A 24,478-nucleotide genomic window follows, 5' to 3' on the forward strand; every position below is an offset into this window, starting at 1 on the left:
GACGGTCAGTGTTGATGACCACCGGCGCCATGTACATGGCCGTGCGCCAGTTCCTCCTCGGAGGCGGCGCGTACGTCGGTTACTTCGATCGCAAAGTGCAGGGTCTTGCCGGCGAGCGGATGGTTGCCGTCGATGAAGACCTTGTCGTCCTCGACCTTGGTCACCGTGACATTGATCTCGCCCTGCGGGCCACGACCCTGGAACTGCATGCCGGGCTGGATGTCCTCGACGCCCTGGAAGGCTTCGCGCGGTACTTCCTGCATCAGTTCGGCATGGTGCACGCCGTAGCCTTCTTCGGGCGCGACGTCGGCGTTGAACGTATCGCCGACGGCGCGGCCTTCCATCTGTTTTTCCAGACCCGGCACGATGTTGCCGCTGCCATGGATGTAGGTCAGTGGCTCGCGGCCTTCGGAACTGTCGATGACCTGGCCCTGGTCGTCGGTGAGCGTGTAATGGAAGGCGGCAACGGAGTTCTGGGCAATCTGCATAAATGTCTCGCGAATAGGTTCAAGTCCGCCGGCCAGTTGCCGACATGAACGTGCAAGGTTACCAGAACCTCGTTAAACACCCCTGCACGGTCGATCGGGATTGGCGATACTTGCCTTCATGATTCCGCTGCCGCACCGACGCCTAAACTGTTTTCTCCCCTGTCTGTTGATCGCTGCCTGGCTGTCGGCTTCGTCCGCGATGGCGGCTGTGGCCCTGCCGGCAATGCCCGGTGCCACGGCCCGCGCCGGACTGGTCGCTCAAATCGATGCAGTGCTTGGTCAACCGCGCTTCGCCGCGGCCAGTTGGGGCGTCGCCGTGGTCTCGCTCGACAGCGGGCATACGCTGTACGCGCACCATGCCGACCAGTTGCTGCAACCGGCCTCCACGGCAAAACTGTTCACCGCCGCGCTGAGCTTGTCCGTCCTGGGTGCGGACTACCGGATCCCGACACGGCTACTGGCCGATGGTCGCCTCGCGAATGGCCGCCTGAATGGCCCGCTGATCCTGTACGGCATGGGCGACCCGACACTGGGCACTGCCGTCAGCGCGGATTGGGCCGATCAACTGGCCAGTCAGGCGGCAGCGCGCGGCTTGCGATTCGTGCACGGCGACCTGATCGCCGATGACAGCTACTTCGCCGGCCCGTCGTTCGGCAGCGGCTGGGAAGCTGGCGATCTGCAGAGCTGGTTTGCCGTGCCCTCCTCCGCGCTGAGCGTGCAGGAGAACGTGATCGAGGCCACGCTGGTCCCGGGCGCGGCATCGGGGCGAGCGGCCCGGCTCACCTTTGAACCGGCCGACGCCGGCTTTGTCCTCGCGGGCCAGATCCGCACCACGCAGGCACGTACGCCGAATGACATCAATCTGTATCGCGCACCTGGCGAGCGCACGCTGCACGCGTTCGGCAGCATTGCCCTCGGTACCCCGGCGCAACACTTCAAGCTGGCGATGGTGGACCCGGCGCTGCAGGCCGGCGCGCAACTGCGGCAGGCATTGCGACGCCACGGGATCCAGCTCACCGGCAAGTTGCGTGCAGCGCATTGGCCGCAGGATGATGCGATCATGCCGACCGACAACAACGTACTCGGCGAGGTGCTGTCGCCAGCGTTGCGCGACATCCTGCAATCCGGACTGAAGCGCTCGCAGAATCTGTATCTGCAGAACCTGCTGTTGCTCGCCGGCGCGCATGTGCCGGTCACCACCATCGGCTTCAAAAGCACCGAGAGCCGCGCCATCGATGCGATGGATGCATTGCTGGTGCGGATCGGCATTGCACCCTCAAGCAGCCTGATCGGCGAAGGCACCGGCCTCTCGCGCCGCGATCTGGTCACGCCCAATGCGATGGCACGCGTGCTCACTTATCTGGCGGCGCAGCCCTATGCGGAGATGGTGCGGCAGGCGCTACCGATCGCCGGTGTCGACGGCACCCTGATCGGTCACATGCGTCGCACCGCCGCGGAGGACAATGTGCATGCGAAAACCGGCAGCATGGCTTACGTGCATTGCCTGGCCGGCTATGTCACCACGGCAACCGGTGAACGACTGGCGTTCGCGATCATGTTGAACAACTACCAGCGACCGGACCATGCACCCAGCGCCGGCAGCGACGTGGATGCGATCGCGGTGTTGCTGGCGAACTACCGCGGCCGCGACTGAAAACTCCCGCAGCGACGGAGTCGATTTTCCTGTTCGAGAACCTCAGCCGTTCAACCGGGTCAGCGTGTCCTTGCCGATCTTCTCCGGCGTATCGGTGGAGGCGTAGCGTTTCACCACCTGGCCGTCTGCGTCGACCAGGAACTTGGTGAAATTCCACTTGATCGACTCGCTGCCGAGGATGCCCTTGCCTTCGCTCTTCAGCCACTTGTAGAGCGGATCGGCATGCTCGCCGTTGACCTCGATCTTGGCGAACATCGGGAAGGTCACGTCGTACTGGGTACTGCAGAAGCTCCTGATCTCAGCCTCGTCGCCCGGCTCCTGGTGACCGAACTGGTCACACGGAAAACCCAGCACCACCAGGCCCTTGTCACGCTGATCCTGCCACAGCGTTTCGAGTCCCTGATATTGCGGAGTGAAACCGCACTTGGATGCGACATTGACGATCAACAGGGTCTTGCCACGCCATTCGGCGAGCGGCTGCGGGTTGCCATCGATATCGCGAACGGTGAAATCGTAGACGCTGGACATGGACGGACTCCGTCTTGATGAATCAATCCAGCAGCATACGCCATCCCTGGTCTCGCCCGTGGCATAGAATGTCGCATCCACCCTGCAGGTCAGGACCACGCCGTGATCCGCTTCGTCGATGTTCACAAATCCTACCGCGTCGACGGCAAGGACATCCCTGCGCTGCAGCCGTTCAGCCTCGACATCGCCGATGGCGAGATATTTGGCATCATCGGCCTGTCCGGTGCCGGAAAGTCGACCCTTATACGGCTGATCAACCTGCTCGAACGCCCCAGCGGCGGACGCATCCACGTCGGCGACACCGAGATGACCGCATTGGCCGAACCGGCATTGCGCGCGCAGCGCCGCCGGATCGGCATGATCTTCCAACACTTCAATTTGCTAGCTTCGCAGACGGTGGCGGACAACGTGGCTTTTCCGATGCGGCTGGCCGGCGAACGTGATGCCGGCGTGATGCGGGCCCGCGTCGACGAACTGCTGGCACGGGTCGGTTTGAGCACACACGCCAACAAGTACCCGTCGCAACTTTCCGGTGGCCAGAAGCAGCGCGTCGGCATCGCCCGCGCGCTGGCCAACCGACCGTCCATCCTGCTGTGTGACGAGGCGACCAGCGCGCTCGATCCGCAGACCACCGCCTCGGTGCTGGAGTTGCTGGCCGAGATCAATCGCGAGCTGAAACTCACCATCGTGCTGATCACCCACGAGATGGACGTGGTGCGCCGCGTCTGCGATCGGGTGGCCGTGCTCGATGCCGGCATCATCGTGGAAAGCGGCGCGGTAGCGGACGTTTTCCTGCATCCGCAACACCCGACGACCAGGCGTTTCGTCAACGAGGCGTTGCCGGAGGAAGCCGCCAGCGAACTGGCGCCATTCGTCCAGGTACCCGGGCGCATTCTGCGTCTGAGTTTTCGCGGCGAGGCCACGCTGACGCCGGCACTGGGACGGGTTGCCCGCGAAACCGGGATCGACTTCAACATCCTCGCTGGCCGCATCGACCGCATCAAGGATCTGCCCTACGGCCAGCTGACCCTGGCCATGCAGGGTGAGCAAGTGGACGCCGCGCTGGCAGCACTGCGCCAGGCCGGTATCGAGATCGAGGAGCTGCACCGATGAATCCGCTGCAGAGGCTGTTCCCGAATATCGACGACTGGGCCGAAATCGGCCGCGCATGCATCGACACTTTGCTGATGCTGGGTGGTTCGCTGGCGCTCACGGTGCTGATCGGCCTGCCGCTCGGCGTGCTGCTTTACCTCACCGGCAAGGGCCAGTTGCGGCCGATGCCGAAGCTCTACGCCGTCACGTCGCTGCTGGTGAATGTCCTGCGCTCAGTGCCATTCATCATCCTGATGATCGTGTTGATGCCAGTGACGTATGCGCTGGTCGGCACCAAGCTGGGCATTCGCGGCGCGATCCCGCCGCTGGTGATCGGCGCAGCGCCGTTCTTCGCACGACTGGTGGAAACCGCACTGCGCGAGGTACAGCAAGGCGTGATCGAGGCCAGCCAGGCGATGGGCGCCAGCCTGTGGCAGATCGTGCGCCATGTCCTGCTGCCGGAGGCGCGCGGCGGCCTGTTCGCCGGCATCACGGTCACCGCGATTGCCCTCGTCGGTTATACCGCGATGGGTGGCGCGATCGGCTCCGGCGGCCTCGGCGACCTGGCCTATCGTTACGGTTATCTCAGCTACAAGTCGGATTACATGCTGGTCACCGTGGCGCTGCTGATCGTGCTGGTGCAGCTGCTGCAGATGATCGGCGACCACATCGTGACGCGTTATAAGCAACGCTGATTTGGTTATTTGCGGTTGGCGGCATGTACGGCCTACTTTCATTGGCCGCACATGAGAATCACCGCCATGAGATTGCTGCTCGCCGCCCTTGCTGCCGTCCTGGCCCTGTACCTGTTGGCCGGCTGCTCCGCGCCAAAGGCGTGACCCGTTACAGGCAACGCAGATCCGATGATTTGTGTTTGGCGGTATAGACGTCTTATTATTGTGCACCGCACAAGTGAATATTTGCCATGAAATTCCTGTTTGCCGTCCTCGCCGCCCTGATCGTGATGACAGGCTGTTCCGCCCCGAAGGATGACGGCCAGACGCTCCGCGTGGCCGCCACCGCGATTCCGCATGCCGAAATCCTCAAGCAGGCCAAGTCATTGTTGGCCAAGGAAGGGGTGGACCTGCAGATCAAGGTATTCGCCGACTACGTTCAGCCAAACACCCAGTTGGTCGAAAAGAACATCGACTTGAACTACTTCCAGACCAAGCCTTACCTGGATGCGTTCAATCGCGAGCGCGGGACCCATCTGACCATCATCACCGGCGTTCACATCGAGCCGTTTGGCGCCTATTCGCACAGGTACAAGAACATCGACCAGTTGCCCGACGGCGCCCGCGTCACGCTCCCAAATGACCCCAGCAACTACAGCCGCGCACTGCTGTTGCTGGCCAAGCATGGCCTGATCACGCTGAAGGATCCCGGCAACGAGATGTCGACGCTGAAGGACATCACCGCGAATCCGAAGCACCTGAAGTTCCAGGAGCTGGAAGCAGCCATGTTGCCGCGTACGCTGGACGAGGTGGATCTCGCCCTGATCAATACCAACTACGCGCTAGCGGCCGGGTTGAATCCGACGAAAGACGCGCTGCTGATCGAGAGCAAGGATTCGCCGTACGTGAACTACCTGGTCGGTCGTCCCGACAACCAGAGCGATCCGCGCGTGCAGAAGCTGGCGAAGGTATTGAACAGCCCGGAAATCAAGGCGTTCATCAAGCAGAAGTATCGCGGCGCCGTGCTGCCTGCTTTCTGAGGCCGGATCCCTCCGGCGCCGTGCGGGACAAGAGCCAACGAACTCATCCCTGCGTCGCGGGAATTTCGAACACTTGCCGCAGGTATGCCACGTACGCCTCGTCCTCGCACATGTTCTTGCCGGGGGAATCACTGAGCTTGGCCACCGGCTGGCCGTTGCAGCGAATCATCTTGATCACGATGTTCAGCGGTGTCGGCCCCACATCGTTGGTGAGATTGGTGCCGACACCGAATGCAAGCTGGCAGCGACCACGAAAATGCGCATAGAGCTGCATCACCTTGGGGATGTCGAGGCCATCGCTGAACACCAACACCTTATTGAGCGGATCGACCCGGTTCGCGCAGTAATGCGCGAGCACCTTTTCACCCCACACGAACGGGTCGCCCGAATCGTGCCGGGTACCGTCGAACAGCTTGCAGAAATACATGTCGAAATCACGCAGGAAGGCGTTGAGGCCGTAGACATCCGACAACGCGATGCCAAGATCGCCGCGATACTCCTTCGCCCATGCTTCCAGCGCCGCCACCTGTGAATCGCGCAGGCGCGGCCCCAGCGCCTGATGTGCCTGCAGGTATTCGTGCGCCAGTGTACCCAGCGGAACCAGATTGAGTTTTCGCGCCAGCCACACGTTGCTGGTGCCAGCCAGTTGTGCGCCCAGTCCATCGCGCAACGTAGTCACCACCTCCTCCTGCCATGCCCGCGAGTAGCGCCGGCGCGTGCCGTAGTCGGCGACCCTGCAACTGGTGTAATCGGGTGTGTCGCGCAGCAGCGCAATCTTCGCCTGCAATCGTCGGCGCCCTTCGGCGAGATCGAGCCCGGCACTGGTTCGACGGAAGTACACCTCGTTGACGATCGCCAGCAGCGGCACCTCGAACAGGATCGTATGCAACCAGGGTCCGCGAATACGGATGTCTATCTCGCCGCCGCCCGATTCGGCCGGGGCAATGTCCACGTATTTCTCGTTGAGCTGGAACAACGCCAGGAAATCGACAAAGTCGCTCTTGATGAAACGCCAGGTACGCAGGTAGTCAAGTTCGTCCGCTGTGAAGCGCAGCTGGCACAACGACGCCAGTTCGGCGCGTATTTCATCGATGTACGGCACCAGGTCGATGCCCGGGTTACGGCATTTGAAGCGGTATTCGACCTGTGCGGCCGGATACTGGTGCAGCACCACCTGCATCATCGAGAACTTGTACAGATCGGTGTCGAGCAGCGAATCGATGATCATCAGTCGCCCAGGATGGAGGAAGGCCAGGAGTGGAAAAGGAGAACACGCCGTCCATTATCCATCCCGAAGTACGCTTGCCATGCATAAAGTGCCGTGCAAATCTTCGCGCAAAAAAAACCCCATCAGCCAGGGGAGGACTGATGGGGTTTGTCAGGTGGCATCCAGGGGAGGAAATGCCGACCCCTCAGTGACACGATGTGCTGCGCCACTTCTTGTCGCCGTCACGGCGATACGTGTGATTAGTGTGGCCGTCGGGTCGTGAGTTCAATGTGCACGGTCATGTTTGTTCAGCTCGCCGACAGGTCGACGTGCAACTACACTTTCTTTACATTTTTGCCGGGACCGCGCCATGAAGCTGCTCGTAGTGCCATTGCTATGGTTGTGCCTGGCGTTGTCAGCGACGTCGGCTGCCGAGCTGAAGATCGACCTGGGCCGCGGCGTCACCGTTTACCGCACCGAATCGCTATTGAAACGCTCCGATGCACGCATGGTCAGCGTGCCCAACGATGTGGCATTCCGCCGCACCATGCATTACCGCGCGATCCCACTGGTGGCGTTGTTGAAAGGCGTCATCGCTGGCGACCATCTGCAGTTCGTCGCCAGCGACGGCTTCGCTGCGGAAATTCCTGTCAACGTGCTGATGAACAGGCGCGGCAGCGAAGCGTGGCTGGCCATCGAGGACCCGGCACATCCCTGGCCATTGTTGCCGGGCAAACACAGCGGCGCCGGCCCGTTCTACGTGGTGTGGACGCAACCGCAGGCCGCCCACGTCGGCCCGGAGCAGTGGCCGTATCAGCTGGCAACGATCCGCAAATTGCGCGACGTTGCCGTGCGCTTTCCGGCGATCCTGCCAGACCCGTCGCTACCGCCTGACAGTATGGTGCGTCGTGGCTTCGCCGCGTTCCAGCGCACCTGCTTCGCCTGCCACACCCTCAACGGGCAGGGCGACGCGAAACTCGGGCCGGATCTGAATTTTCCGCACAACCCCACCGAATATTTGCGCGCCGACCTGCTCCGCGCCTTCGTCCGCGATCCGCAATCGCTGCGGCGCTGGCCGCAAGCGAAGATGCAGGGGTTCGACCGCCAAGCCTTGTCCGATGCGGACCTCGATGCCGTGCTTGCCTACCTACGGCACATGGCGGGACGAAAGCCCGGACACTGAAGCATCTCGTCCGGGTTGCAGGAGAACCTGCAATGCGCGGGCGCGCTCCATCTTCGACTTGCGCGCCAACCCGCGCACGCTGTCGTAGAACGCCGGCCAGTGATGCCCTGCCTGCTGGAACAACACGGCGAACGCCGGCGTCCACTGGTCATACAAGCCGAATGGCAACAACCGGGCGTTATTGATCGGCCCCGCCACCCAGACGTCGTAGCGGTGATCGTCCGGCCAACGACTTACCTGCCATTGAACGTAACGCGCACGGAACGCCTCGATCTCGCGCTGTTTGCCGCGTTCCATCGACGCTTCATCCTTACCGCTGGTGTAAAGGGTTTTCAGGCGGGCACGCAAATCCAGCACCAACCGGGTAAAGCCGGCATCCATCGCCTGCCTGCGGTCGTCCTGCGATGGCAGGCCGCGGGACCGTCGCCACTCGCGCAGACCTTCGGCCTGCACGAAACTGGCGAAAGATTCGTTGAACGCCGTGTCGCCTTTCACGTAGATCAGCTGATGCGCCAGTTCATGGAAAATCGTGCCATCGAGCTGGTCGTCATCCCAGCGCAGCATGCTCGACAGGATCGGATCGGCGAACCAGCCCAGTGTGGAATACGCCGGCACGCCACCGACCCAGACGTCGTCGCCACGAGCCCGCAACCGCGCGGCATCGGCCTCCGCATCGGCCTGGCGGAACCAGCCGCGATAAGCCACGCAACCAGCGACCGGAAAACACTGCGGCACCGCGTCCACGGCGTAGCGTGGCGCGGCGAATACGTTCCACACCACATAAGCGCGGCGCAGCTCGACGTAGCCGGTATAGCTGCGGTTGTCCGGCAATGCCAGCCTCTGCGAGGCAAAGCGCCGTGCCTGCTGTGCCAGTTGCAGGCGCGCGGCGAGTTGGGGGTCGGTGGCAGGATCACGCAGCAACTTGCTCACCGCTTGTCGATGCACGATGAGTTCGCCCTGCCCATGCACCGCCTGCACGTAATAACGCAAGCTGCCGCAGGCGCATAGCAGAAGGCCCACCGTCACGACGACGATGAGCCTTGTGAAGCGGATGCGCGAAGACACAAAGCGTAATCGGGACATCCCGCGATTGTGCCTGAAGCGTCAGCGACGCCTAGTGGTGATCGTGATTGCCGCCATGCCCACGGCCGCCACCATGCGAACCACTACCACCTGAATGACTACCACCCGAGGACGGTCGCCCCTGGCCATGCCCACCGTGCCCCTGATAGCCGCCGTGACCACCGTGGTAACCATCATTTCCACGGTAACCGCCACGGTAATAACCGCGCCCCCGGTACCGCGAACCGCCATACCAGCCGCTGTTGATACCAATGCTCACGCCAGGTGAATAACAGCAGCCGTAGCCGCCGTAATAGCCGCTGCCGTAGTAACCATCGTAGTAATTCGGCGCTACGTAATAGGCGTTACTGCCCTGGCCGTAGTAGGCATCGCCACCGTAGCCGGAACTGCGCACGTAGCTGTACCCGGGGTCGTAATAACAACCCGACAACGCCGCTGTAGCGGCGATCAGGGCGAAGCTGGCCATCAGGCGTTTCATGATCCGTCTCCACAGGGAGTGACGCCATCATGCTGGAACACGATGGTTGAACGCGTACTGAGTTTTCAGCGCATGGCCAATCGGTGTTTAACCGTCAGCCATGTGCGGTGGCCGGGAGATCAGTCCCGACGCTTGCCCTGTTCACCACGCTGCGGCGCCAGCACGCGACCGTCGCCACCGGCAATGCCTGGATCGGCAGAGGCAGGCGGATGCAGTTCGGTCCCGTTCGATGCCAGGTGTGGCGAATTCGCATCCGGCCAGCTAGGCCCCTGGCGCACGCGCTCATGCTTGGCTTCCAGCAAGGCCTGGATCTTCGCTACGGCGTCTTCCTGGCTGATGTGCTGGATCGGAGCTTCCACCGTGGCGCGCTTGCGGGCGGCCGGTTTGCGCTGCACGGCGGGCGACGCAGGCTTCTTCGCTGCCGGCTTGGCGGCAACCTTGCGGGCAGCCGGCTTGCTCACCGGGCGTTTGGCCAAGGCCTTGGCAGCCGACGGTTTCTTCGCCGGCGCCTTCCGGGTGGCAACCTTCTTCGCAGCCATCTTTCGGTTTGCGACTTTCTTGGTTGCAGCCCTCTTGGTCGCAACTTTCCTTGCGGCGACCTTCTTCGCCACCGCCTTCCTGGCGACTGGCTTCTTTGCTGCAGCTTTCCTTGCCGTCACTTTTTTCGCGGCAACCTTCTTTGCCGCGACTTTCTTCGCGGCCGGTTTGCGTACGCCCGCCTTCCTGGCCGCCGTCTTCTTCACGGCGGCCTTTTTGGTGGCCGTCTTGCGCGGTGCTGCCTTGGTTGCGCCACGCGCCGCGGACTTCTTCGCGGCGGTCTTGCGGATGGGCGCCTTTTTGGCGGGTGCTTTCTTTGCCGCGGACTTCTTCGCAGCCGACTTGCGTGTCATAGCCATGCGTTCACTCTCCTGCGGTGGTCGATGGAACCGTCACCAGTATGCACGCGTCGGCCGCAACCGGCATAACGCGCTGCGCAAACCGTTCATCATCGACTACTCGAAATAGCCTCGCAGGATTTGCCGCCGGACTTATCGAAAGCTGGGATGGGTCAACGCATACAGGAAGTGCGGCAGGAACCTCGGATCCATGAGAATCGTGAAGATCACGCCGTACGCCGCCCCCCACAGGTGGGCGCTGTGGTTGATGTTGCCCTGTCCACGCCGATCCATGTAGATGGAATAGCCGGTGTACAACACCGCGTAGACGATCGCGGGCATCGGGATCACCAGCACGATGATCTTCGACCATGGCGCCAGCAGGATGTAGGAGAACAGCACCGCCGACACCGCACCCGAAGCGCCCAGGCTGCGGTAGTTCGGATTGGCCCGGTTCTTAAGGTAGGTCGGCAGGATCGAAATCACCAGGCCACCGATATAGAACAGCGCGAAGCCCAACATGCCCAATCGATCTGCAAAGAACGGCTCCATGGCCCGGCCGAAGAAGTACAGCGTGAACATGTTGAACAGCAGGTGGTTGAAATCCGCATGCACCACGCCGTACGTCACCAGTCGGTGATATTCCCGCTGCCGGGTGATCGCCGGCGGCCACAGGATCAGGTCGTTCATCAGGCGGCTGTTCTTGAACGCCATGAACGAAACGATGCAGGTGATGGCGATGATGACCAGGGTAATCGGCATGAGCGCTTCCGCGGCAGGTAAACAAAGCTTGGCATCTTGGCGCTACGCCTCCGACTTGTCGAATTCCCTCGCTCATGCCGCATCGCCGCGCCGATATTCCGAAAGATCACTGCCCGGATCGAACGTGGATCGCTATCATTCGCTGCTTTGGGCGGCAGCGCGCGGCCCGACGGGTCCCCATGACACCGCTTCGCTACCTGCATCTGGACGTCTTTGCCGCCACCCTCGGCGGCGGCAACCATCTTGGCGTGGTGATCGGCGCCGATGGCTGGAGCGCCGAGGCGATGCAGCGCTTCGCGCGCTGGACCGCTCTGGTAGAAACCACCTTCCTGTTGCCGCCGACCGACCCGAAGGCGAGCTACCGCGTGCGCATCTTCACGCCGTACAAGGAAATCCCGTTCGCCGGACACCCCAGCATCGGCAGCGCGCATGCGGCGCTCGAGTGCGGATTGACCCAGCCGCGCGACGGCCTGCTGTGGCAGGAATGCGGCGCCGGCGTGCTGCCGATCCGGGTCGAAGGCCACGGCGCCAGTCGCGAGCTGCTGCTGCAGTCGCCAGGCGAGCGCGTACTGGATACCGGTCGTGACGCGCATCCATTGCTGCCGGCCGCACTCGCCGGCATCGACCTGGCTGGACTGCCGCCGGCCCTGGTCGATGGCGGCCGCCGCTGGTGGCTGGCCGAAATGGCGAGCGAGGCCAGCCTGCGCGCATGGCAACCCGACCACGCCGCGATCGGCGCGCTCGCTCACGCCAGCGACAGCATGGGGTTATGCACGTTCGCCCGCAGCCAGACCAATGATCGGCAACTGACCGTACGTGCGTTTCCGGCGGGTGTCGGCATCGTCGAAGACCCCGCTTCCGGTGCGGCCAACGGCCTGATTGCCGCGTACATCGCTCACGCCGAACCCGAGGGTTCGCTGGCTCATGGCTATCACGTCAGCCAGGGTCGCGAGATCGGTCACGACGCGCGGCTGGTCGTGCAGATCGACGGCAACACGATCTGGGTCGGCGGACACAGCCACACCGTGATCGATGGCACGTTGAGCTGGGTAAATCCCGAGTAGCCGGATTCACGGGCGCTTCGATCTCAGCTGCGTTCATCCAGGTGCGCGCGGCGCGCGGCCACCAGTGCCAGCGCCGACCAGTCGAGTTCCTCGTCGCCGGCAGCGAGTGCCTCGAGCAGGCTGTCACGCAGCACGCCGGCAAACGGCAGCGGCACGCGTGCGGATTCACCCGCGGCCAGGGCCAGCCCTACATCCTTGTAGCCCAGTGGCAGGGCAAACCCCGCGGGCTTGAACCGTTGCTCGGCAATCAGGGCTCCGTAACCCTGATACGCCGGCGCGGCGAACAGCGTATTCGTCATCACCTCGAGGAAATCCGCTGCACTGACGCCGTAGGCCCGCGTCAGCGCAGTGGCCTCGGCCATGCTCTCGATCGCACTGGCCAGCATGAAGTTGCCTGCGATCTTGGCGACATTCGCGCGCTCCGGGGCGTCGCCCAGGGGCCACAGCCTGCTGCCCATCGCTTCGAGCAGCGGACGCACCCGTTCGATCGCCGCGGGCGCGCCGGCCACGAGGATATTCAGCTTTGCCGCAGCCGCGATGTCCGGGCGTCCGAACACCGGCGCGGCGACGTATTGCAACCCGCGTTTTTCGTGTTCCTCGACCAGCTGCCTTGCCAGTGCCACCGAGATGGTGGCGTGGTTCACATGCACGGTGCCGGGGTCCATCGCGTCGAGCAGGCCGCCTTCGAGAAACACCTCGCGCGCCGCCTGATCGTTCGCCAGCATGCTGCAAAGCACCTCGCCCTGCGCAGCCCGATCGGCCGTGCGCGCCACCTTGGCACCCAGTGAAGCGAGGGGCCCGGTGGGCGCGACGGAACGATTCCATACCGTCAACGTGTGACCCGCCGTCAGCAGGTTGCTGGCCATCGCGCTACCCATGGCGCCGAGACCGATAAATCCGACTTTCATGCAGTTTCCTCTTGCTGATCCGGCACATAGTGGAACACGCCGGATATTCAGATCATGCGAAATTGCCCGAGTGTCTCCACCTCATGCGACTTCGCCAGCCGCCTGCCCCGAGGCCCACGCCCACTGGAAGTTGTAACCGCCGAGCCAGCCGGTGACGTCGACCACTTCGCCGATGAAGTACAAGCCCGGCACCAGCTTCGACTGCATCGTGCTCGAGGAAATGCCGTCGGTATCGACGCCGCCCAGGGTGACTTCGGCGGTGCGGTAGCCTTCGGTGCCGCTGGCGGTGATCGGCCAGGCATTGAGCTGCGCGCCGACCTCGGTCAGTTCGGCGTCACGGTACTGGCGCATCGGGCGGCTCTCGAACCACTGCTCGCACAGGCGTTGGGCAAGGCGTTTCGGCAGCACGTCGCCAAGCACGGTTTTCAGTTCCGCCAGTGGTCGCGCCGTGCGTTGGTCGACGAGGTGCGCACCAACATCGAGATCCGGCAACAGGTCGATGCGCAGATCATCACCGGATTGCCAGTACGAGGAAATCTGCAGGATCGCCGGACCGCTGATGCCGCGATGGGTGAACAGCAGCCCGGCACGAAAACCCTGCTTGCCCACGCGGGTTTCCACCATTGGCAACGCCACGCCGGCGAGGTCCTGGTAGTGCTCCTGATGCTTGCCGCTCAGGGTCAGCGGCACCAAGCCGGCGCGGGTGGGCAGCACGTTGTGGCCGAACTGGCGCGCCAGCTCGTAGCCGAAACCACTGGCGCCCATGCTGGGAATCGACAGGCCGCCGCAGGCGACTACCAGCGACTCGGCGTGCACTTCGCCGCGCGCGGTGTGCACACTGAACCCCCCCGACGTCTTGCGTACGCGCTGCACGCCGCAGTCCGCTTCCACGGTGACGCCGGCCGCGCCGCACTCGTCCAGCAGCATGCGCACGATCTGCTTCGACGAGTCGTCGCAGAACAGCTGGCCCAGCTCTTTCTCGTGGTAGGCGATGCCGTGCTTCTCGACCAGCGCGATGAAATCCCACGGCGTGTAGCGCGCCAGCGCGGATTTGGCGAAGTGCGGATTGGCCGAGAGGTAATTGGCTGGCGTCACGCCCATGTTGGTGAAATTGCAGCGTCCGCCGCCGGACATCAGGATCTTCTTGCCGACCTTGTTGGCATGATCGACCACCAGCACGCGGCGTCCGCGCTGGCCGGCGGCGATCGCGCACATCAGGCCGGCGGCGCCGGCGCCGATGATCAACACGTCAACTTTCACGGATCGACATCCTCGCGCTGCAGGTCGCGCATTATCGCCCAGTCGCATCGCTTACACTGGGCTGCCGTCTCCATCGAGCCATCGCCATGCCTTCCTTTGACGTAATTTCCGAAGTCGACAAGCACGAGTTGACCAATGCGGTCGACCAGGCCAACCGCGAACTGTCCACCCGCTTCGACTTCAAGGGTCAGGATGCGTCGTACGCACTGGACGACTTCGTCATCACCCAGAGCGCGCCGAGTGAATTCCAGCTGCAGCAAATGCTGGACATCCTGCGCGGCCGGCTGGCGGCGCGGAAAATCGACATCCGCGCACTGGACGTCGCCGACCCGGAAACCAACCTGGGCGGCTCGCGCCAGAAGATCACGGTCAAGCAGGGCATCGAACAGCCGGTTGCCAAGAAGCTGGTAGCCGAATTGAAGGCAGCCAAGCTCAAGGTCGAGGCGCAGATCAACGGCGACAAGCTGCGCGTCAGTGGCAAGAAGCGGGACGACCTGCAGGACGCGATGGCCTTGCTGCGCAAATCCGATGTCGAGTTGCCGCTGCAGTTCGACAATTTCCGCGACTGAGCGCCCCCTGTGGGAGCGGCTTCAGCCGCGATGCCCTGCAAATGTGGAAGAAAAGCATGGCGGCTGAAGCCGCCCTCACAAAGAGCAGCATTGGGTACCGGTGGTCAGGTTCTCGACAACAACCGGCCACCCATCGCCGCGTTGACTGCCACTACCGCGCCTACGGCCAGCGCATGCGTCAGCAGATCCGTCGCGGCGGAATCGAACGCGTGGCAGATTTCCAGCAGGCTGGCCGAGGCGGCGGCACTGGCCAGTCCGATCAGCACCGCGGTGAGCGTCGGCCGCAGCGGACAGGCGCGACGCAGCAGCACGATCAGCAGCGCGGACAGCGGGATCGAGAAGCTGATGATGAAGACCAGGCAATCGGCGGATTGATGCGCCGCGGCGATTTCGGTGCCCGGTGCGACCCAGTCGCGCAGGCAGCCAAGGCCGCTGGCGCCGATCCACAGCAGCGCACCGGGCAGCGGCAGCCACGCCCACACCGTGCGGCGTCCAGGCACACCCAACGCCAACGCAGCCCATGCCGCGCTGATCGTGGTGATCACCGCGCCGATGCCGGCCCATGCCAGATCCGGCGTGGCGTCCCAGCGCTGCATCATGCCGCCTGCGCCGTAGTGCATCAGCAGCACGGCGCCGATCGCCGCCACGGCCAGCAACCAGCCGACGGTACGCAGCCATGGCGGCAGCAACCGACGCACCGGCACCAGTTCGGTGCCCAGGCGATCGATCAATGCGTCATAGGGTCGTGGCTCAGACATGCTGTTCAAGGTTCTCCGTGGAGGTGTTCGCGTAGCGCCTTCAGCGCGCGATGCAGGTTCACTTTCAGTGCGCCGGTCTTGCGCCCGGTCAAGTCGGCGGCCTCGCTCAGCGAGCGCTCGCGCAAGCCGAGCTGCTCCACTGCCTCGCGCTGACCAGGCGGCAACTCGGCGATCGCATCGCGCAGGCGCTGCGCGCGCTGATCGTTTTCGGTGACGGCGCTGGCATCGTTGGCATCGGGATAGCTGTCGAGCACGAAGTCATCGTGCAGTTCGTGGCTGGCGCGACGGCCCCGGCTGCGCAGCGAGTCGATCGCGCGGCGGCTGGCGATGGCGCCCAGCCAGGCATCGTAGGACCGGGCCGGATCATAGGTATGGCGCACCCGATGTACGGCAATCAGGGTTTCCTGCACCACGTCATCGAGCTGGTCGGATACCACGCCCTGACGCCGCGCCGCGGCACGAATCAACGCAATCGAATCGGCCAGCAGCTTCTCGTAGGCGCGCCGGTCGCCCGCCTGCGCAGCCGCCATCCACGCCGCCCGGCGCTGGCCGGGCGATTCGCTATCTTCTGCCGCGGTGATATCGGCTGACACGGTCTGATCGAGACTCGCCCACAGGGAAAGTCCACTATCTAGACCCATCAGACCGGTAGCGGTCAAGACTTGCGACATGTGCGCTCCACAACTGAACCCTTCAGCATGTCTTCGCCGCATCCGCCACCGGCGTTACTTCGTACCTGAATGTAACTGCAGCCAGACTGGCGGCGAATACCCAGACACCCCCCCAGGATGATGCTTCCATGCTCGTGTTGATCCTCGCCTACCTCGGCGGCGTACTGACCATTCTCAGCCCGTGCATCCTGCCGGTGCTGCCATTCGTGTTCGCACGCTCCGACCGCCCGTTCATGCGCAATGGCTTGCCGATGCTGCTGGGTATGGCGATCACCTTTTCCGCGGTGGCCACGCTGGCTGCGCTGGGTGGCGGCTGGGCCGTGCACGCGAACCAATACGGCCGCTATGTGGCCATGGTGGTCCTGGCCTTCCTCGGCCTGACCCTGCTGTCGACCCATCTGGCCGAGTGGATCAGCCGGCCGTTCGTGGCACTGGGCAACCGGTTGTCGCAGCGTTCGGCCGGCGATAGCGATTCGATCTGGGGTGCGGCCGGCCTCGGCGTCGCCACCGGCCTGTTGTGGGCACCCTGCGCCGGACCGATTCTGGGCTTGCTGCTGACCGGCGCCGCGTTGAACGGTGCCAGCGTGCAGACCACCCTGCTGCTGCTCACCTACGCCGGCGGCGCGGCCACCTCGCTCGGCCTGGCCTTGCTGATCGGTGGCAAGGTATTCGGCCTGATGAAGCGTTCGCTCGGCGCCGGTGAATGGGTACGGCGCGTACTTGGCGTGCTGGTGCTGTGCGGCGTCGCCGCGATCGCATTGGGCCTGGATACCGGCCTGCTCACCCGCGTGTCGCTGGCCAGCACCGGAGGCATCGAGCAGAAGCTGATCAGCGCGGTGCGTCCGGCACCGACGCCGCAACCGGTGTTGAAAGCGGGCGAACCGCTGCCGGTGGAAGGCCAGATGCCGTCGCTGGCTGGTGCCACGCAATGGCTCAATAGCCCACCGTTGACCACCGAATCGCTGCGCGGCAAGGTGGTGCTCGTCGACTTCTGGACGTACTCCTGCATCAACTGCATCCGTACGCTCCCCTACGTTCGCGGTTGGGCCGACAAGTACAAGGATCACGGCCTGGTGGTGATCGGTGTGCACGCGCCGGAGTTCGCCTTCGAGAAGGATCCAGCCAACGTCACCAAGGCGGTCAAGGATCTGGGAGTCGATTACCCGGTCGCGCTGGATAACGACTACGCCATCTGGAAAGGCTTCAACAACGAATACTGGCCGGCGCATTACTTCATCGACACGCAGGGACAGATTCGTCATCACCATTTCGGCGAAGGCAACTACCAGGAAAGCGAGGACGTGATCCGCCAGCTGCTGACCGAGGCCGGTCAGAAGAACCTGCCCGGTGGTTATGTCAGCGACGACCATCGCGGCGTCGAGGCGGCCGCATCGAACGATCCCACCCGCTCGCCGGAGACCTATGTCGGCTACGCCCGTGCACAGAACTTTGTCGGCGGCCGGGTGGCGCGCGATGACGTGAACGACTACCACGCACCCACCACGCTGGCGGCCGATCAATGGTCGCTCGACGGCCGCTGGAACGTGCACGGCGAGAACGCGCAACTGGACAAGGCCGGCGGCGCCATCGTCTACCGCTTCCGCGGCCGCGACCTGCATCTGGTGCTCGGCCCGGCCAGCGACGGCAAGCCAGTGCGCTACCGCGTCACCATCGACGGCGAGCCACCCGGCACCGACCACGGCATGGATACCGATGCCGAGGGCAACGGCACCATCACCGGCCAGCGCCTGTATCAGTTGGTGCGCCAGGCCAACGGTAGCGGCGAGCGGCTGTTCGAGATCACCTTCCTCGATCCTGGTGTGCAGGCATACGCTTTCACATTCGGCTGATCGGGCCTGCAGAAAATATCCCCGGAGGTTGCCATGTCACGTATTGATGAAACCCTTGCGATGGATCGCCGCCGCTTCCTGCGCGCCGCGCTCAGTGGTGGCGCCTTGCTGGCCGTTGGCGGCGGACTGCTGGTGCCGCGACTGCATGCGGCAGCCAACGCGCCGGTTGGAAAGCCGGGCAATGTCTTGCTGGAAATCTTCGGCGATGACGGACGCGACCTCGGCACGAAGCAGGTTCCGAAATTGATCTTGAGCGAGACGCAATGGCGTCAACGCCTGCCACCGGCGTCCTACGCCGTCATGCGGCTGGACGACACCGAGCGAGCGTTCAGCGGCGATCATGAGCGACCCGCCGTACCGGGGCTTTTCCGCTGCATGGCCTGCGCCACGGCACTGTACAACGCAGCGACCGAATTCGATTCCGGCACCGGCTGGCCCAGCTTCTGGCGGCCCATCGCGCGACGCAATGTGATCGAACACAGCGACCACCTGCTGGGCATGCAGCGCACCGCCATCAGCTGTGCCGGTTGCGACAGCCACCTCGGCCATGTGTTCGACGATGGCCCGCAACCGACCGGCCTGCGCTACTGCATGAACTCCGTGGCGTTGCGGTTTGTTGCGCGAACGAAAAGTTGAGTCAAATGCGATGTACCGGACATAACCCGTCCCCGTAAACGACGACACGATCCCATGGCGCGTGCATATACTGCGGTCGACATCCCGTCCGCTGGAGATCACCGCATGAAACATCTAGTCCGGTTTGCTCTTGCATCACTGACACTCGCATCCGCGTCACTGGCGTTTCCAGCACTGGCGCAAGCCGCCGACGGCTACGTCACGGGCAACGTCAACCTGCGTGCCGGCCCCGACACGAGTTATCCGCTGATCGACCAGATCCCGGCCGGTACCGGCGTCGACGTTCAAGGTTGCACCGACGGTTGGGAATGGTGTGACGTGATCGTCTACGGCAACCGTGGCTGGGTCGCCGGCAACTACGTCGAATATGTCTACCAGGATCAGCCCGTGTTGTTGCCCGCCTATGGCGCGCAAATCGGCATACCGATAGTCAGCTTCGTCATCGGCACTTACTGGGATAACTACTACCGCAGTCGTCCGTTCTACCGTGATCGCGCGCACTGGTATCACCGCCCGATCGTGCGCCGTCCACCGCCGCCACCGATCCGTCACCCGTACCGACCGCCGGCGCATGGCGCTCCGGGCCACGGACGTCCGCCCATGCATGGCGGCACCCCTGGCCATGGACGCCCACCGGTAAACCGGCCGCGCCCGCCAGCCCCGCCGCGGCCGATGCAGCCTCGTCCCAACCAGCCTCCACGTCCGGTCCAGGGCAATCGACCCGCGCCAGCCGCGCCACATGGTGCGGCTCGTCCGACGCGCCCCGCCACTGCGCGCCCAACCGTGCCGCCACAGCCTGGCCATGCAGCGCAACGACCGGCGCAGCCGAGTCGGCCGATGCAACCAAGCCGGCCCGCGCCAGCTGCCCGCCCTGCTCCACAGAATCGACCGCCGATGAATCACGCCGCGCCCACAGGCGGCCATGCTCCACCGGCACGATCGGGCAATGGCAAGGCAAAGCCGGCCAGTCGTGGGAAGGATGATCATCATGGTCACTGAGTCATAAAGGGATCGTTTGATTCGCCAATGAAAAACGGGCGGGAGGCTAAAACCTCCCGCCCGTTTTCTTTTATGTGTACGTCATGTCGACAAGTCTCTTGCATCGTGCTGCGCAGCCATGTCGATGGATCGCTTCATCACATCGCTACCACGCCCTTCGTAGCAGCTTCACTGTGTCCCGCAGGCGTCGTTCGTCGGCTGCGCCACAGGCATAGATAACGGAGGGTTGCCATGAGAACCGTGATGGAAATTTATCGGCGGCAGATGGACCGGCAAAAACAGAAAGGCGGTATCGGCTGGGTGCTGTTGTGGTTGATCGGCATTCCGGTCCCGGTCCTGGTCGTGTTGTTCCTGCTGCGTGGCTGCACCTGATGGCGCTCATGGCGGCCCGATAAACAACACCCTCGATACGGCAGTCAAAGCAGGAGAACCTCATGGCGCAGGTAGACATTGAACGCAATACGGTGGTGGACGTAGTGCATCCATCGATGAGCTGGGGATCCATCATCGCCGGTTGGCTGGTAGCGGTCGGCATCGCTTTCCTGATGTACGTCGGCGGACTGGCCATGGGCTTCACCGCTTTCGATCCCAACGACGCGGCGGCCACCGCCAAGGGCATCGGCACCGGCACCGCTGCGTGGCTGGTGCTGACCTGGGTGGTCTCGCTGTGGATCGGCGGCATGTTCGCCAGCTGGTTCGATGGCAGGGACGACCAGACCACTGGCGTGATGCATGGCATCACCGTCTGGGGACTGTCGATCGCGGCATCCGGGTTGCTGCTGGCGTTGGGCATGGGCGGCGCCATCGGCAGCGGCGCCAACCTGGTCGCCGCGGGCGGCGGCGCGCACGGACATTCGATGGCCTGGCATGGCGGCGGCAATGGCGAGCATCGCATGGACAACGACGCCAGCGTCCTGTTGCAGGCTCAGCTATCACAGCGGATCCGGCATGCGGACAACACGACCGCTCCGGCTGCATCCACGCCAGACATGCAGGCAGGCAGCATGGACATGCATGTCGCGCGCGCACCACGCCTTGATCCCCGTACGACCGGTGCGGTAACCGCCGCCCTGCTGGCTGATCACCCGGACACCGCCAAGGCGTTGCTGGCAGCCAACACCGATATGTCACAGGCGGATATCGATGCCACGGTGCAGGACCTTTCCACCCAGGCCGGCGAAGCCAGGGCCAAGCTGAAAGCGGCGGCGGACAAGGCCGCGCACTATGCCGCGATGGCGATGTGGGTGCTGTTCCTCAGCATCCTGCTGTCGTTGCTGGCTGCCGCGCTGGGCGGCTGGCTGGGTGCATCCCATGTGCACCGTGTCTATCACCTGCGTCGTTACGCACGCAGCACGCCGCTACGCTGACGGGCCCCAACCGCGCCATGGCCACCACCCGTGGCCATGGCGCGCGTAACGATCCGCGGCAAGCTCGAAACGGTTGCGCACGCTGATCCCGCCACACAGCAGATACAGCGGCAGGAACAACGGTCCGAGCAACATGTACTGATAGACGTGCGCGCGCTCATGATCGGCCAGCGATACCGGTGGCTCGACGACGCGACCGGCGCGGTGCGCATAGGTGAGGCAAGGCACATCCAGTTTTTCGCCGGTATGGATGATCACATTGCCCAGCGTCAGCGCACCGGCCCCACGCGGCCAGCGATAGACCACCAGGGCCAGCTCGCGTCGCTGCCAGCGCAGGCGTGCGCCGAACGGCAGCCCGGCGATGCCCAGCAACAGGCCGAGCACGCTGTTAGGCAGTGTCCACACCATGCCCAACGCGATCAGGCCAACGAACGGTCCGTACGATTGAGATGGACGATGCGGCATGGGCGGTCGACTTGGATTCGGAAAGGAGCACCGCCATCTTGTCGCAATGGCCCCGGCGATGTCCTGATCGGTTCAGGCGAATGCCCTTGGTGCCCCATCCCATCGGAATCTGTCATGAGCGTTCCATTGACCATCCCCTGCCCGCACTGCAATGCGCTCAATCGTGTACCGCCCGAACGGCTCGGTGAAAACCCGAGCTGCGGCCGCTGCAAACAGGCGTTGTTCGACGGCCATCCGGTGGATCTGACGACCGCAAATTTCGACGTGATCGCCGGTCGCGGCGACGTGCCGGTGCTGGTGGATTTCTGGGCGCCCTGGTGTGGGCCGTGCCTCGGTTTTGCGCCGGTGTTCGTGCAGGCCGCCAGCCGGTTCGAGCCGCGCCTGCGTCTGGGCAAGCTGGACACCGAGGCGCAGCCGCAGATCGCCCAGCGCTTGGGCATCCGCAGCATTCCCACCTTGATCATGTTCCGCCAGGGTCGCGAGATCGCGCGCCAATCCGGCGCGCTCAGCGCCGCGCAGTTGCAACAATTCATCGAGGCTGCGCTGGCGCGCAGCTGATCAATGGGGGTGGGCAGGCCGGTGTGTACCCGCCGCCTGCCAGCGCAGCCAGTCGATCACCGCGGCCACCGCCGCACGCGGCTTTGCCTGCGGTCGCACGATCCAGTACGACGCTCCCAGCGGCACATCGAGTGCGCCGAATGGACGCAACAGGCTGCCGTTCGCCACGTCGTCCGCCGCCAACCGGTCACGCGCCAGCGCCACGCCCTGCCCCTGCATCGCCGCACGCAATACAAGGTCGGACGAGGTGTAGCGCGCACCACCCTGCAAGGCGAGCCGGACCGGACCATGCACTTGTCGCCAGCACTCCCAGGCGGCCTGCGGATCGCGATCGTGCAGCAGGCGCAGACCGGCCAGTTGCGCGGGTTTCGATGGGCAACCGGAGGCCTGCCACAACGCCGGACTCATGACCGGATAGAGCGCGTCATCCATCAATGGCTCCACCTGCAGTGTCGGCCATAGCCCTTGGCCCATCCGTATGGCCAGGTCGACGCGACCATCATCCATGACGTCCAGGCGTTGCTCCACCTGTACCGACAACTCCAGTTTGGGATGCGCCTTTTCCAGCGCAGGCAATCGCGGCAGTAGCCAGCGGATCGCGAACGATGGCGAGGTGGACAAGGTCACTGCGTGGGCCGGACGCGTCTCGCGCACCATCGCCACGGCCTGCTCGATCTCGCGCAGGCCAGCCAGCACGGCCCGACCCAGTGTCTCGCCTTGCGGCGTGAAGACCAGTGCACCGCGTCCGGCCGAGGCACGCAGCAGCGGTACGCCCAGCCAGCGGTCCAGCTCGCCCAGGTGACGGCTCACCGAGGAATGCGCCATGCCCAGTTCACGCGCGGCAGCGCGTACGCCGCCGTGTGCGTAGACCATGGCAAAAGCACGCAACGCGTTCAACGGAAGATCATTCATGGTCGCAATTCTAGACCATAAATGCGCCAGAACAGTCCACAAAATGGCCTGATCATGCCATCCATTCGACCATTGCTGGGACGACATCCTCATGGATCACCTGTTCACCCTGGCCAGCCTGCTGGGCGTTGCCGCCATCACACCCGGCCCCAACAACCTGGTGGTGCTGCGTGCGGCTGGACAAGCGGGCATGCGTGGTGCGTTGCCGGCCATTGCCGGTGTCGTGCTCGGCGGACTGTTGTTGCTGGCGGTCATCGCACTGGGCGCGGGCAGCCTGTTTGCGGCGTATCCATCATTGCAGCGCTGGATCGCGGTGATGGGTGCGCTGTATCTGGCAGCGCTCGGCATCACGCTGTTCATGCGCGGTGTGACGACGCCACGCGCCGGTTCGAGCACGACTGAAGACGCTCTGCCCGCCGGCACGGTCGGGCTGGTCGGCTTCCAGTTCCTCAACCCGAAAAGCTGGGTAATGGTGTTGACGGCACTGGCAACCGTGCCAGCCGTCGGCCTGCACGGCTACCTGCCGCTGGCGGGGCTGTTCGTGCTGATCCCCACACTCTGCCTGTTGCTGTGGGCGGCGCTCGGCGCATGGCTCGCGCGCTGGCTGGTCCGGCCGACGGTTCGTCGTGCCGTCGACGCCGCCATGGGCGCCCTGCTGGTGGCCTGCGCCGTTTTTCTGCTGCCCTGAAACCCGACCTTGATCAAGGAAATAATCCAATGAACACGATCAACCCGACTGCTTCCCGCTCCGTGCTTTGCCTCGCCGGCAGTCTTCGCCGCGCCTCGTGGAACCGCCGCCTGCTGCATGCCGCCACGACGCAGGCGCCACCGACCCTGCAACTGGACGTGTTCGACGCACTGTCGTCGGTGCCATTGTTTGACGAGGATATGGAGCAGCGCGAACCGGCCGGTCCCGCCGGCGTACGGGCACTGCGTGCGGCCATCGCCGCTGCGGATGGCCTGATCATCGCCACGCCCGAATACAACCACGCCATTCCCGGCGTACTGAAAAATGCGCTGGACTGGCTGTCGCGCGAAAGCCCGGAGGGCGAGGTGTTGCTGGAAAAACCTGTCGCCGTGCTTGGCGCCAGTGGCGGGCCTTGGGGCACGCGTCTGGCCCAGGCCTCGTTGCGGCAGGTGCTGCATACCTGCGGCGCGCTGGTGATGCCCACGCCAACCGTGTTCGTGGCCGGCGCTGCCGCCCGTTTCGATGAGGATGGCTTTCTGTCCGATCCTGGCACCACGCAGTCGTTGCAGCGCTTCGTGCTGGCATTCGAACGATGGATGGCGCGCGTGGCACCCTCTATCGACAAACATGAACCCTTGATCGTGATTTCCTAGCCAACCATGCCTTTACGCACACTCCCGCGCTGGCGCGGAGGGTTAGGCTTGGCCCT

Annotated in this window: 28 protein-coding genes; 15 read left to right on the forward strand and 13 right to left on the reverse strand. The window is 64.1% G+C overall.

What is annotated here, in order from left to right:
* Positions 1-5 precede the first annotated feature (5 nt).
* Positions 6-488, reverse strand: coding sequence for an FKBP-type peptidyl-prolyl cis-trans isomerase (locus ACPPVV_RS12905; protein WP_426700292.1), 483 nt, complete (start codon positions 486-488; stop codon positions 6-8).
* 199 nt (positions 489-687) lie between these two features.
* Here ACPPVV_RS12905 and dacB point away from each other — a divergent pair, with 199 nt between their 5' ends.
* Positions 688-2,142, forward strand: a complete 1,455-nt coding sequence (gene dacB / locus ACPPVV_RS12910; RefSeq protein WP_426700293.1) for a D-alanyl-D-alanine carboxypeptidase/D-alanyl-D-alanine endopeptidase — start codon at positions 688-690, stop codon at positions 2,140-2,142.
* 42 nt (positions 2,143-2,184) lie between these two features.
* Here dacB and ACPPVV_RS12915 read toward each other — a convergent pair whose 3' ends face one another.
* Positions 2,185-2,670: a glutathione peroxidase gene (locus ACPPVV_RS12915; protein WP_426700294.1), complete on the reverse strand. Its 486-nt coding sequence runs from the start codon at positions 2,668-2,670 to the stop codon at positions 2,185-2,187.
* A gap of 102 nt (positions 2,671-2,772) precedes the next feature.
* Here ACPPVV_RS12915 and ACPPVV_RS12920 point away from each other — a divergent pair, with 102 nt between their 5' ends.
* The 3 genes from ACPPVV_RS12920 to ACPPVV_RS12930 all read left to right on the forward strand — a co-directional run bounded on the left by ACPPVV_RS12920 (position 2,773) and on the right by ACPPVV_RS12930 (position 5,476).
* A complete protein-coding gene (locus tag ACPPVV_RS12920; protein ID WP_426700295.1) occupies positions 2,773-3,783 on the forward strand; it encodes a methionine ABC transporter ATP-binding protein in 1,011 nt (336 codons plus the stop codon).
* A complete protein-coding gene (locus tag ACPPVV_RS12925; RefSeq protein ID WP_426700296.1) occupies positions 3,780-4,457 on the forward strand; it encodes a methionine ABC transporter permease in 678 nt (225 codons plus the stop codon). Before ACPPVV_RS12920 ends, ACPPVV_RS12925 begins: the two co-directional genes overlap by 4 nt.
* Before the next feature lie 230 nt (positions 4,458-4,687).
* Positions 4,688-5,476, forward strand: a complete 789-nt coding sequence (locus ACPPVV_RS12930) for a MetQ/NlpA family ABC transporter substrate-binding protein (RefSeq protein ID WP_426700297.1) — start codon at positions 4,688-4,690, stop codon at positions 5,474-5,476.
* Positions 5,477-5,519: 43 nt separating this feature from the next.
* Here ACPPVV_RS12930 and pncB read toward each other — a convergent pair whose 3' ends face one another.
* Positions 5,520-6,704, reverse strand: coding sequence for a nicotinate phosphoribosyltransferase (gene pncB / locus ACPPVV_RS12935; RefSeq protein ID WP_426700298.1), 1,185 nt, complete (start codon positions 6,702-6,704; stop codon positions 5,520-5,522).
* Between the two features lie 349 nt (positions 6,705-7,053).
* On the opposite strand from pncB, the gene ACPPVV_RS12940 reads away from it, so the two are divergent.
* Entirely contained in the window at positions 7,054-7,866 is an 813-nt protein-coding gene (locus ACPPVV_RS12940; RefSeq protein ID WP_426700299.1) for a c-type cytochrome, read from the forward strand.
* Here the strand turns inward: ACPPVV_RS12940 and ACPPVV_RS12945 are convergent.
* The 4 genes from ACPPVV_RS12945 to ACPPVV_RS12960 form a co-directional block, all read right to left on the reverse strand.
* The gene (locus tag ACPPVV_RS12945; protein ID WP_426703233.1) at positions 7,831-8,886 is read right to left on the reverse strand and encodes an aminopeptidase; all 1,056 of its coding nucleotides are present in this window, start codon (positions 8,884-8,886) and stop codon (positions 7,831-7,833) included. The genes ACPPVV_RS12940 and ACPPVV_RS12945 overlap by 36 nt on opposite strands.
* 94 nt (positions 8,887-8,980) lie before the next feature.
* Positions 8,981-9,427, reverse strand: a complete 447-nt coding sequence (locus ACPPVV_RS12950) for a hypothetical protein (RefSeq protein ID WP_426700300.1) — start codon at positions 9,425-9,427, stop codon at positions 8,981-8,983.
* A 119-nt stretch (positions 9,428-9,546) separates the two neighbouring features.
* Entirely contained in the window at positions 9,547-10,323 is a 777-nt protein-coding gene (locus tag ACPPVV_RS12955; RefSeq protein ID WP_426700301.1) for a histone H1-like repetitive region-containing protein, read from the reverse strand.
* Between the two features lie 132 nt (positions 10,324-10,455).
* Positions 10,456-11,064 (reverse strand): rhomboid family intramembrane serine protease, encoded by a 609-nt coding sequence (locus ACPPVV_RS12960; protein ID WP_426700302.1) that lies wholly within the window; start codon positions 11,062-11,064, stop codon positions 10,456-10,458.
* A gap of 179 nt (positions 11,065-11,243) precedes the next feature.
* Here ACPPVV_RS12960 and ACPPVV_RS12965 point away from each other — a divergent pair, with 179 nt between their 5' ends.
* Positions 11,244-12,128: a PhzF family phenazine biosynthesis protein gene (locus ACPPVV_RS12965; protein WP_426700303.1), complete on the forward strand. Its 885-nt coding sequence runs from the start codon at positions 11,244-11,246 to the stop codon at positions 12,126-12,128.
* Positions 12,129-12,151: 23 nt separating this feature from the next.
* Here ACPPVV_RS12965 and ACPPVV_RS12970 read toward each other — a convergent pair whose 3' ends face one another.
* On the reverse strand, positions 12,152-13,036 hold the full coding sequence (locus ACPPVV_RS12970) for an NAD(P)-dependent oxidoreductase (protein WP_426700304.1): 885 nt from the start codon (positions 13,034-13,036) through the stop codon (positions 12,152-12,154).
* Between the two features lie 81 nt (positions 13,037-13,117).
* Positions 13,118-14,344 (reverse strand): NAD(P)/FAD-dependent oxidoreductase, encoded by a 1,227-nt coding sequence (locus ACPPVV_RS12975; RefSeq protein ID WP_426700305.1) that lies wholly within the window; start codon positions 14,342-14,344, stop codon positions 13,118-13,120.
* A gap of 38 nt (positions 14,345-14,382) precedes the next feature.
* Between ACPPVV_RS12975 and ACPPVV_RS12980 the strand changes: the two genes are divergently transcribed.
* A complete protein-coding gene (locus ACPPVV_RS12980; protein WP_426700306.1) occupies positions 14,383-14,865 on the forward strand; it encodes a YajQ family cyclic di-GMP-binding protein in 483 nt (160 codons plus the stop codon).
* Between the two features lie 104 nt (positions 14,866-14,969).
* On the opposite strand, the gene ACPPVV_RS12985 is transcribed toward ACPPVV_RS12980, so the two are convergent.
* Together ACPPVV_RS12985 and ACPPVV_RS12990 are read right to left on the reverse strand one after the other, a co-directional pair.
* Positions 14,970-15,623 carry an NrsF family protein gene (locus ACPPVV_RS12985; RefSeq protein ID WP_426700307.1) on the reverse strand — a complete coding sequence of 218 codons (654 nt, stop codon included), beginning with the start codon at positions 15,621-15,623 and terminating at the stop codon, positions 14,970-14,972.
* 5 nt (positions 15,624-15,628) lie between these two features.
* The gene (locus ACPPVV_RS12990; protein WP_426700308.1) at positions 15,629-16,294 is read right to left on the reverse strand and encodes an RNA polymerase sigma factor; all 666 of its coding nucleotides are present in this window, start codon (positions 16,292-16,294) and stop codon (positions 15,629-15,631) included.
* 128 nt (positions 16,295-16,422) lie between these two features.
* Here ACPPVV_RS12990 and ACPPVV_RS12995 point away from each other — a divergent pair, with 128 nt between their 5' ends.
* From ACPPVV_RS12995 to ACPPVV_RS13015, 5 genes are all read left to right on the forward strand, one after another.
* A complete protein-coding gene (locus ACPPVV_RS12995; RefSeq protein WP_426700309.1) occupies positions 16,423-18,144 on the forward strand; it encodes a cytochrome c biogenesis protein DipZ in 1,722 nt (573 codons plus the stop codon).
* A gap of 33 nt (positions 18,145-18,177) precedes the next feature.
* Positions 18,178-18,780, forward strand: a complete 603-nt coding sequence (msrB, locus tag ACPPVV_RS13000) for a peptide-methionine (R)-S-oxide reductase MsrB (RefSeq protein ID WP_426700310.1) — start codon at positions 18,178-18,180, stop codon at positions 18,778-18,780.
* Between the two features lie 105 nt (positions 18,781-18,885).
* Positions 18,886-19,779, forward strand: coding sequence for an SH3 domain-containing protein (locus ACPPVV_RS13005; RefSeq protein WP_426700311.1), 894 nt, complete (start codon positions 18,886-18,888; stop codon positions 19,777-19,779).
* Positions 19,780-20,010: 231 nt separating this feature from the next.
* A complete protein-coding gene (locus tag ACPPVV_RS13010; RefSeq protein WP_426700312.1) occupies positions 20,011-20,151 on the forward strand; it encodes a hypothetical protein in 141 nt (46 codons plus the stop codon).
* A 62-nt stretch (positions 20,152-20,213) separates the two neighbouring features.
* Complete coding sequence (locus ACPPVV_RS13015) at positions 20,214-21,146, forward strand: hypothetical protein (protein WP_426700313.1); 933 nt, start codon at positions 20,214-20,216, stop codon at positions 21,144-21,146.
* On the opposite strand, the gene ACPPVV_RS13020 is transcribed toward ACPPVV_RS13015, so the two are convergent.
* Positions 21,138-21,611 (reverse strand): hypothetical protein, encoded by a 474-nt coding sequence (locus tag ACPPVV_RS13020; protein WP_426700314.1) that lies wholly within the window; start codon positions 21,609-21,611, stop codon positions 21,138-21,140. The two genes, ACPPVV_RS13015 and ACPPVV_RS13020, sit on opposite strands and share 9 nt — an antisense overlap.
* Positions 21,612-21,725: 114 nt before the next feature.
* Between ACPPVV_RS13020 and trxC the strand changes: the two genes are divergently transcribed.
* Entirely contained in the window at positions 21,726-22,169 is a 444-nt protein-coding gene (gene trxC, locus ACPPVV_RS13025; protein WP_426700315.1) for a thioredoxin TrxC, read from the forward strand.
* Here trxC and ACPPVV_RS13030 read toward each other — a convergent pair whose 3' ends face one another.
* Positions 22,170-23,081, reverse strand: a complete 912-nt coding sequence (locus tag ACPPVV_RS13030; RefSeq protein ID WP_426700316.1) for a LysR substrate-binding domain-containing protein — start codon at positions 23,079-23,081, stop codon at positions 22,170-22,172. It lies immediately after the preceding gene.
* Between the two features lie 91 nt (positions 23,082-23,172).
* On the opposite strand from ACPPVV_RS13030, the gene ACPPVV_RS13035 reads away from it, so the two are divergent.
* Positions 23,173-23,769 (forward strand): LysE family translocator, encoded by a 597-nt coding sequence (locus tag ACPPVV_RS13035; RefSeq protein WP_426700317.1) that lies wholly within the window; start codon positions 23,173-23,175, stop codon positions 23,767-23,769.
* A gap of 29 nt (positions 23,770-23,798) precedes the next feature.
* Positions 23,799-24,422, forward strand: coding sequence for an NADPH-dependent FMN reductase (locus ACPPVV_RS13040; RefSeq protein WP_426700318.1), 624 nt, complete (start codon positions 23,799-23,801; stop codon positions 24,420-24,422).
* Positions 24,423-24,478 lie beyond the last annotated feature (56 nt).

Origin of the sequence: Rhodanobacter sp. Col0626, from assembly GCF_049994385.1 — a bacterium.
Lineage (GTDB): Bacteria > Pseudomonadota > Gammaproteobacteria > Xanthomonadales > Rhodanobacteraceae > Rhodanobacter.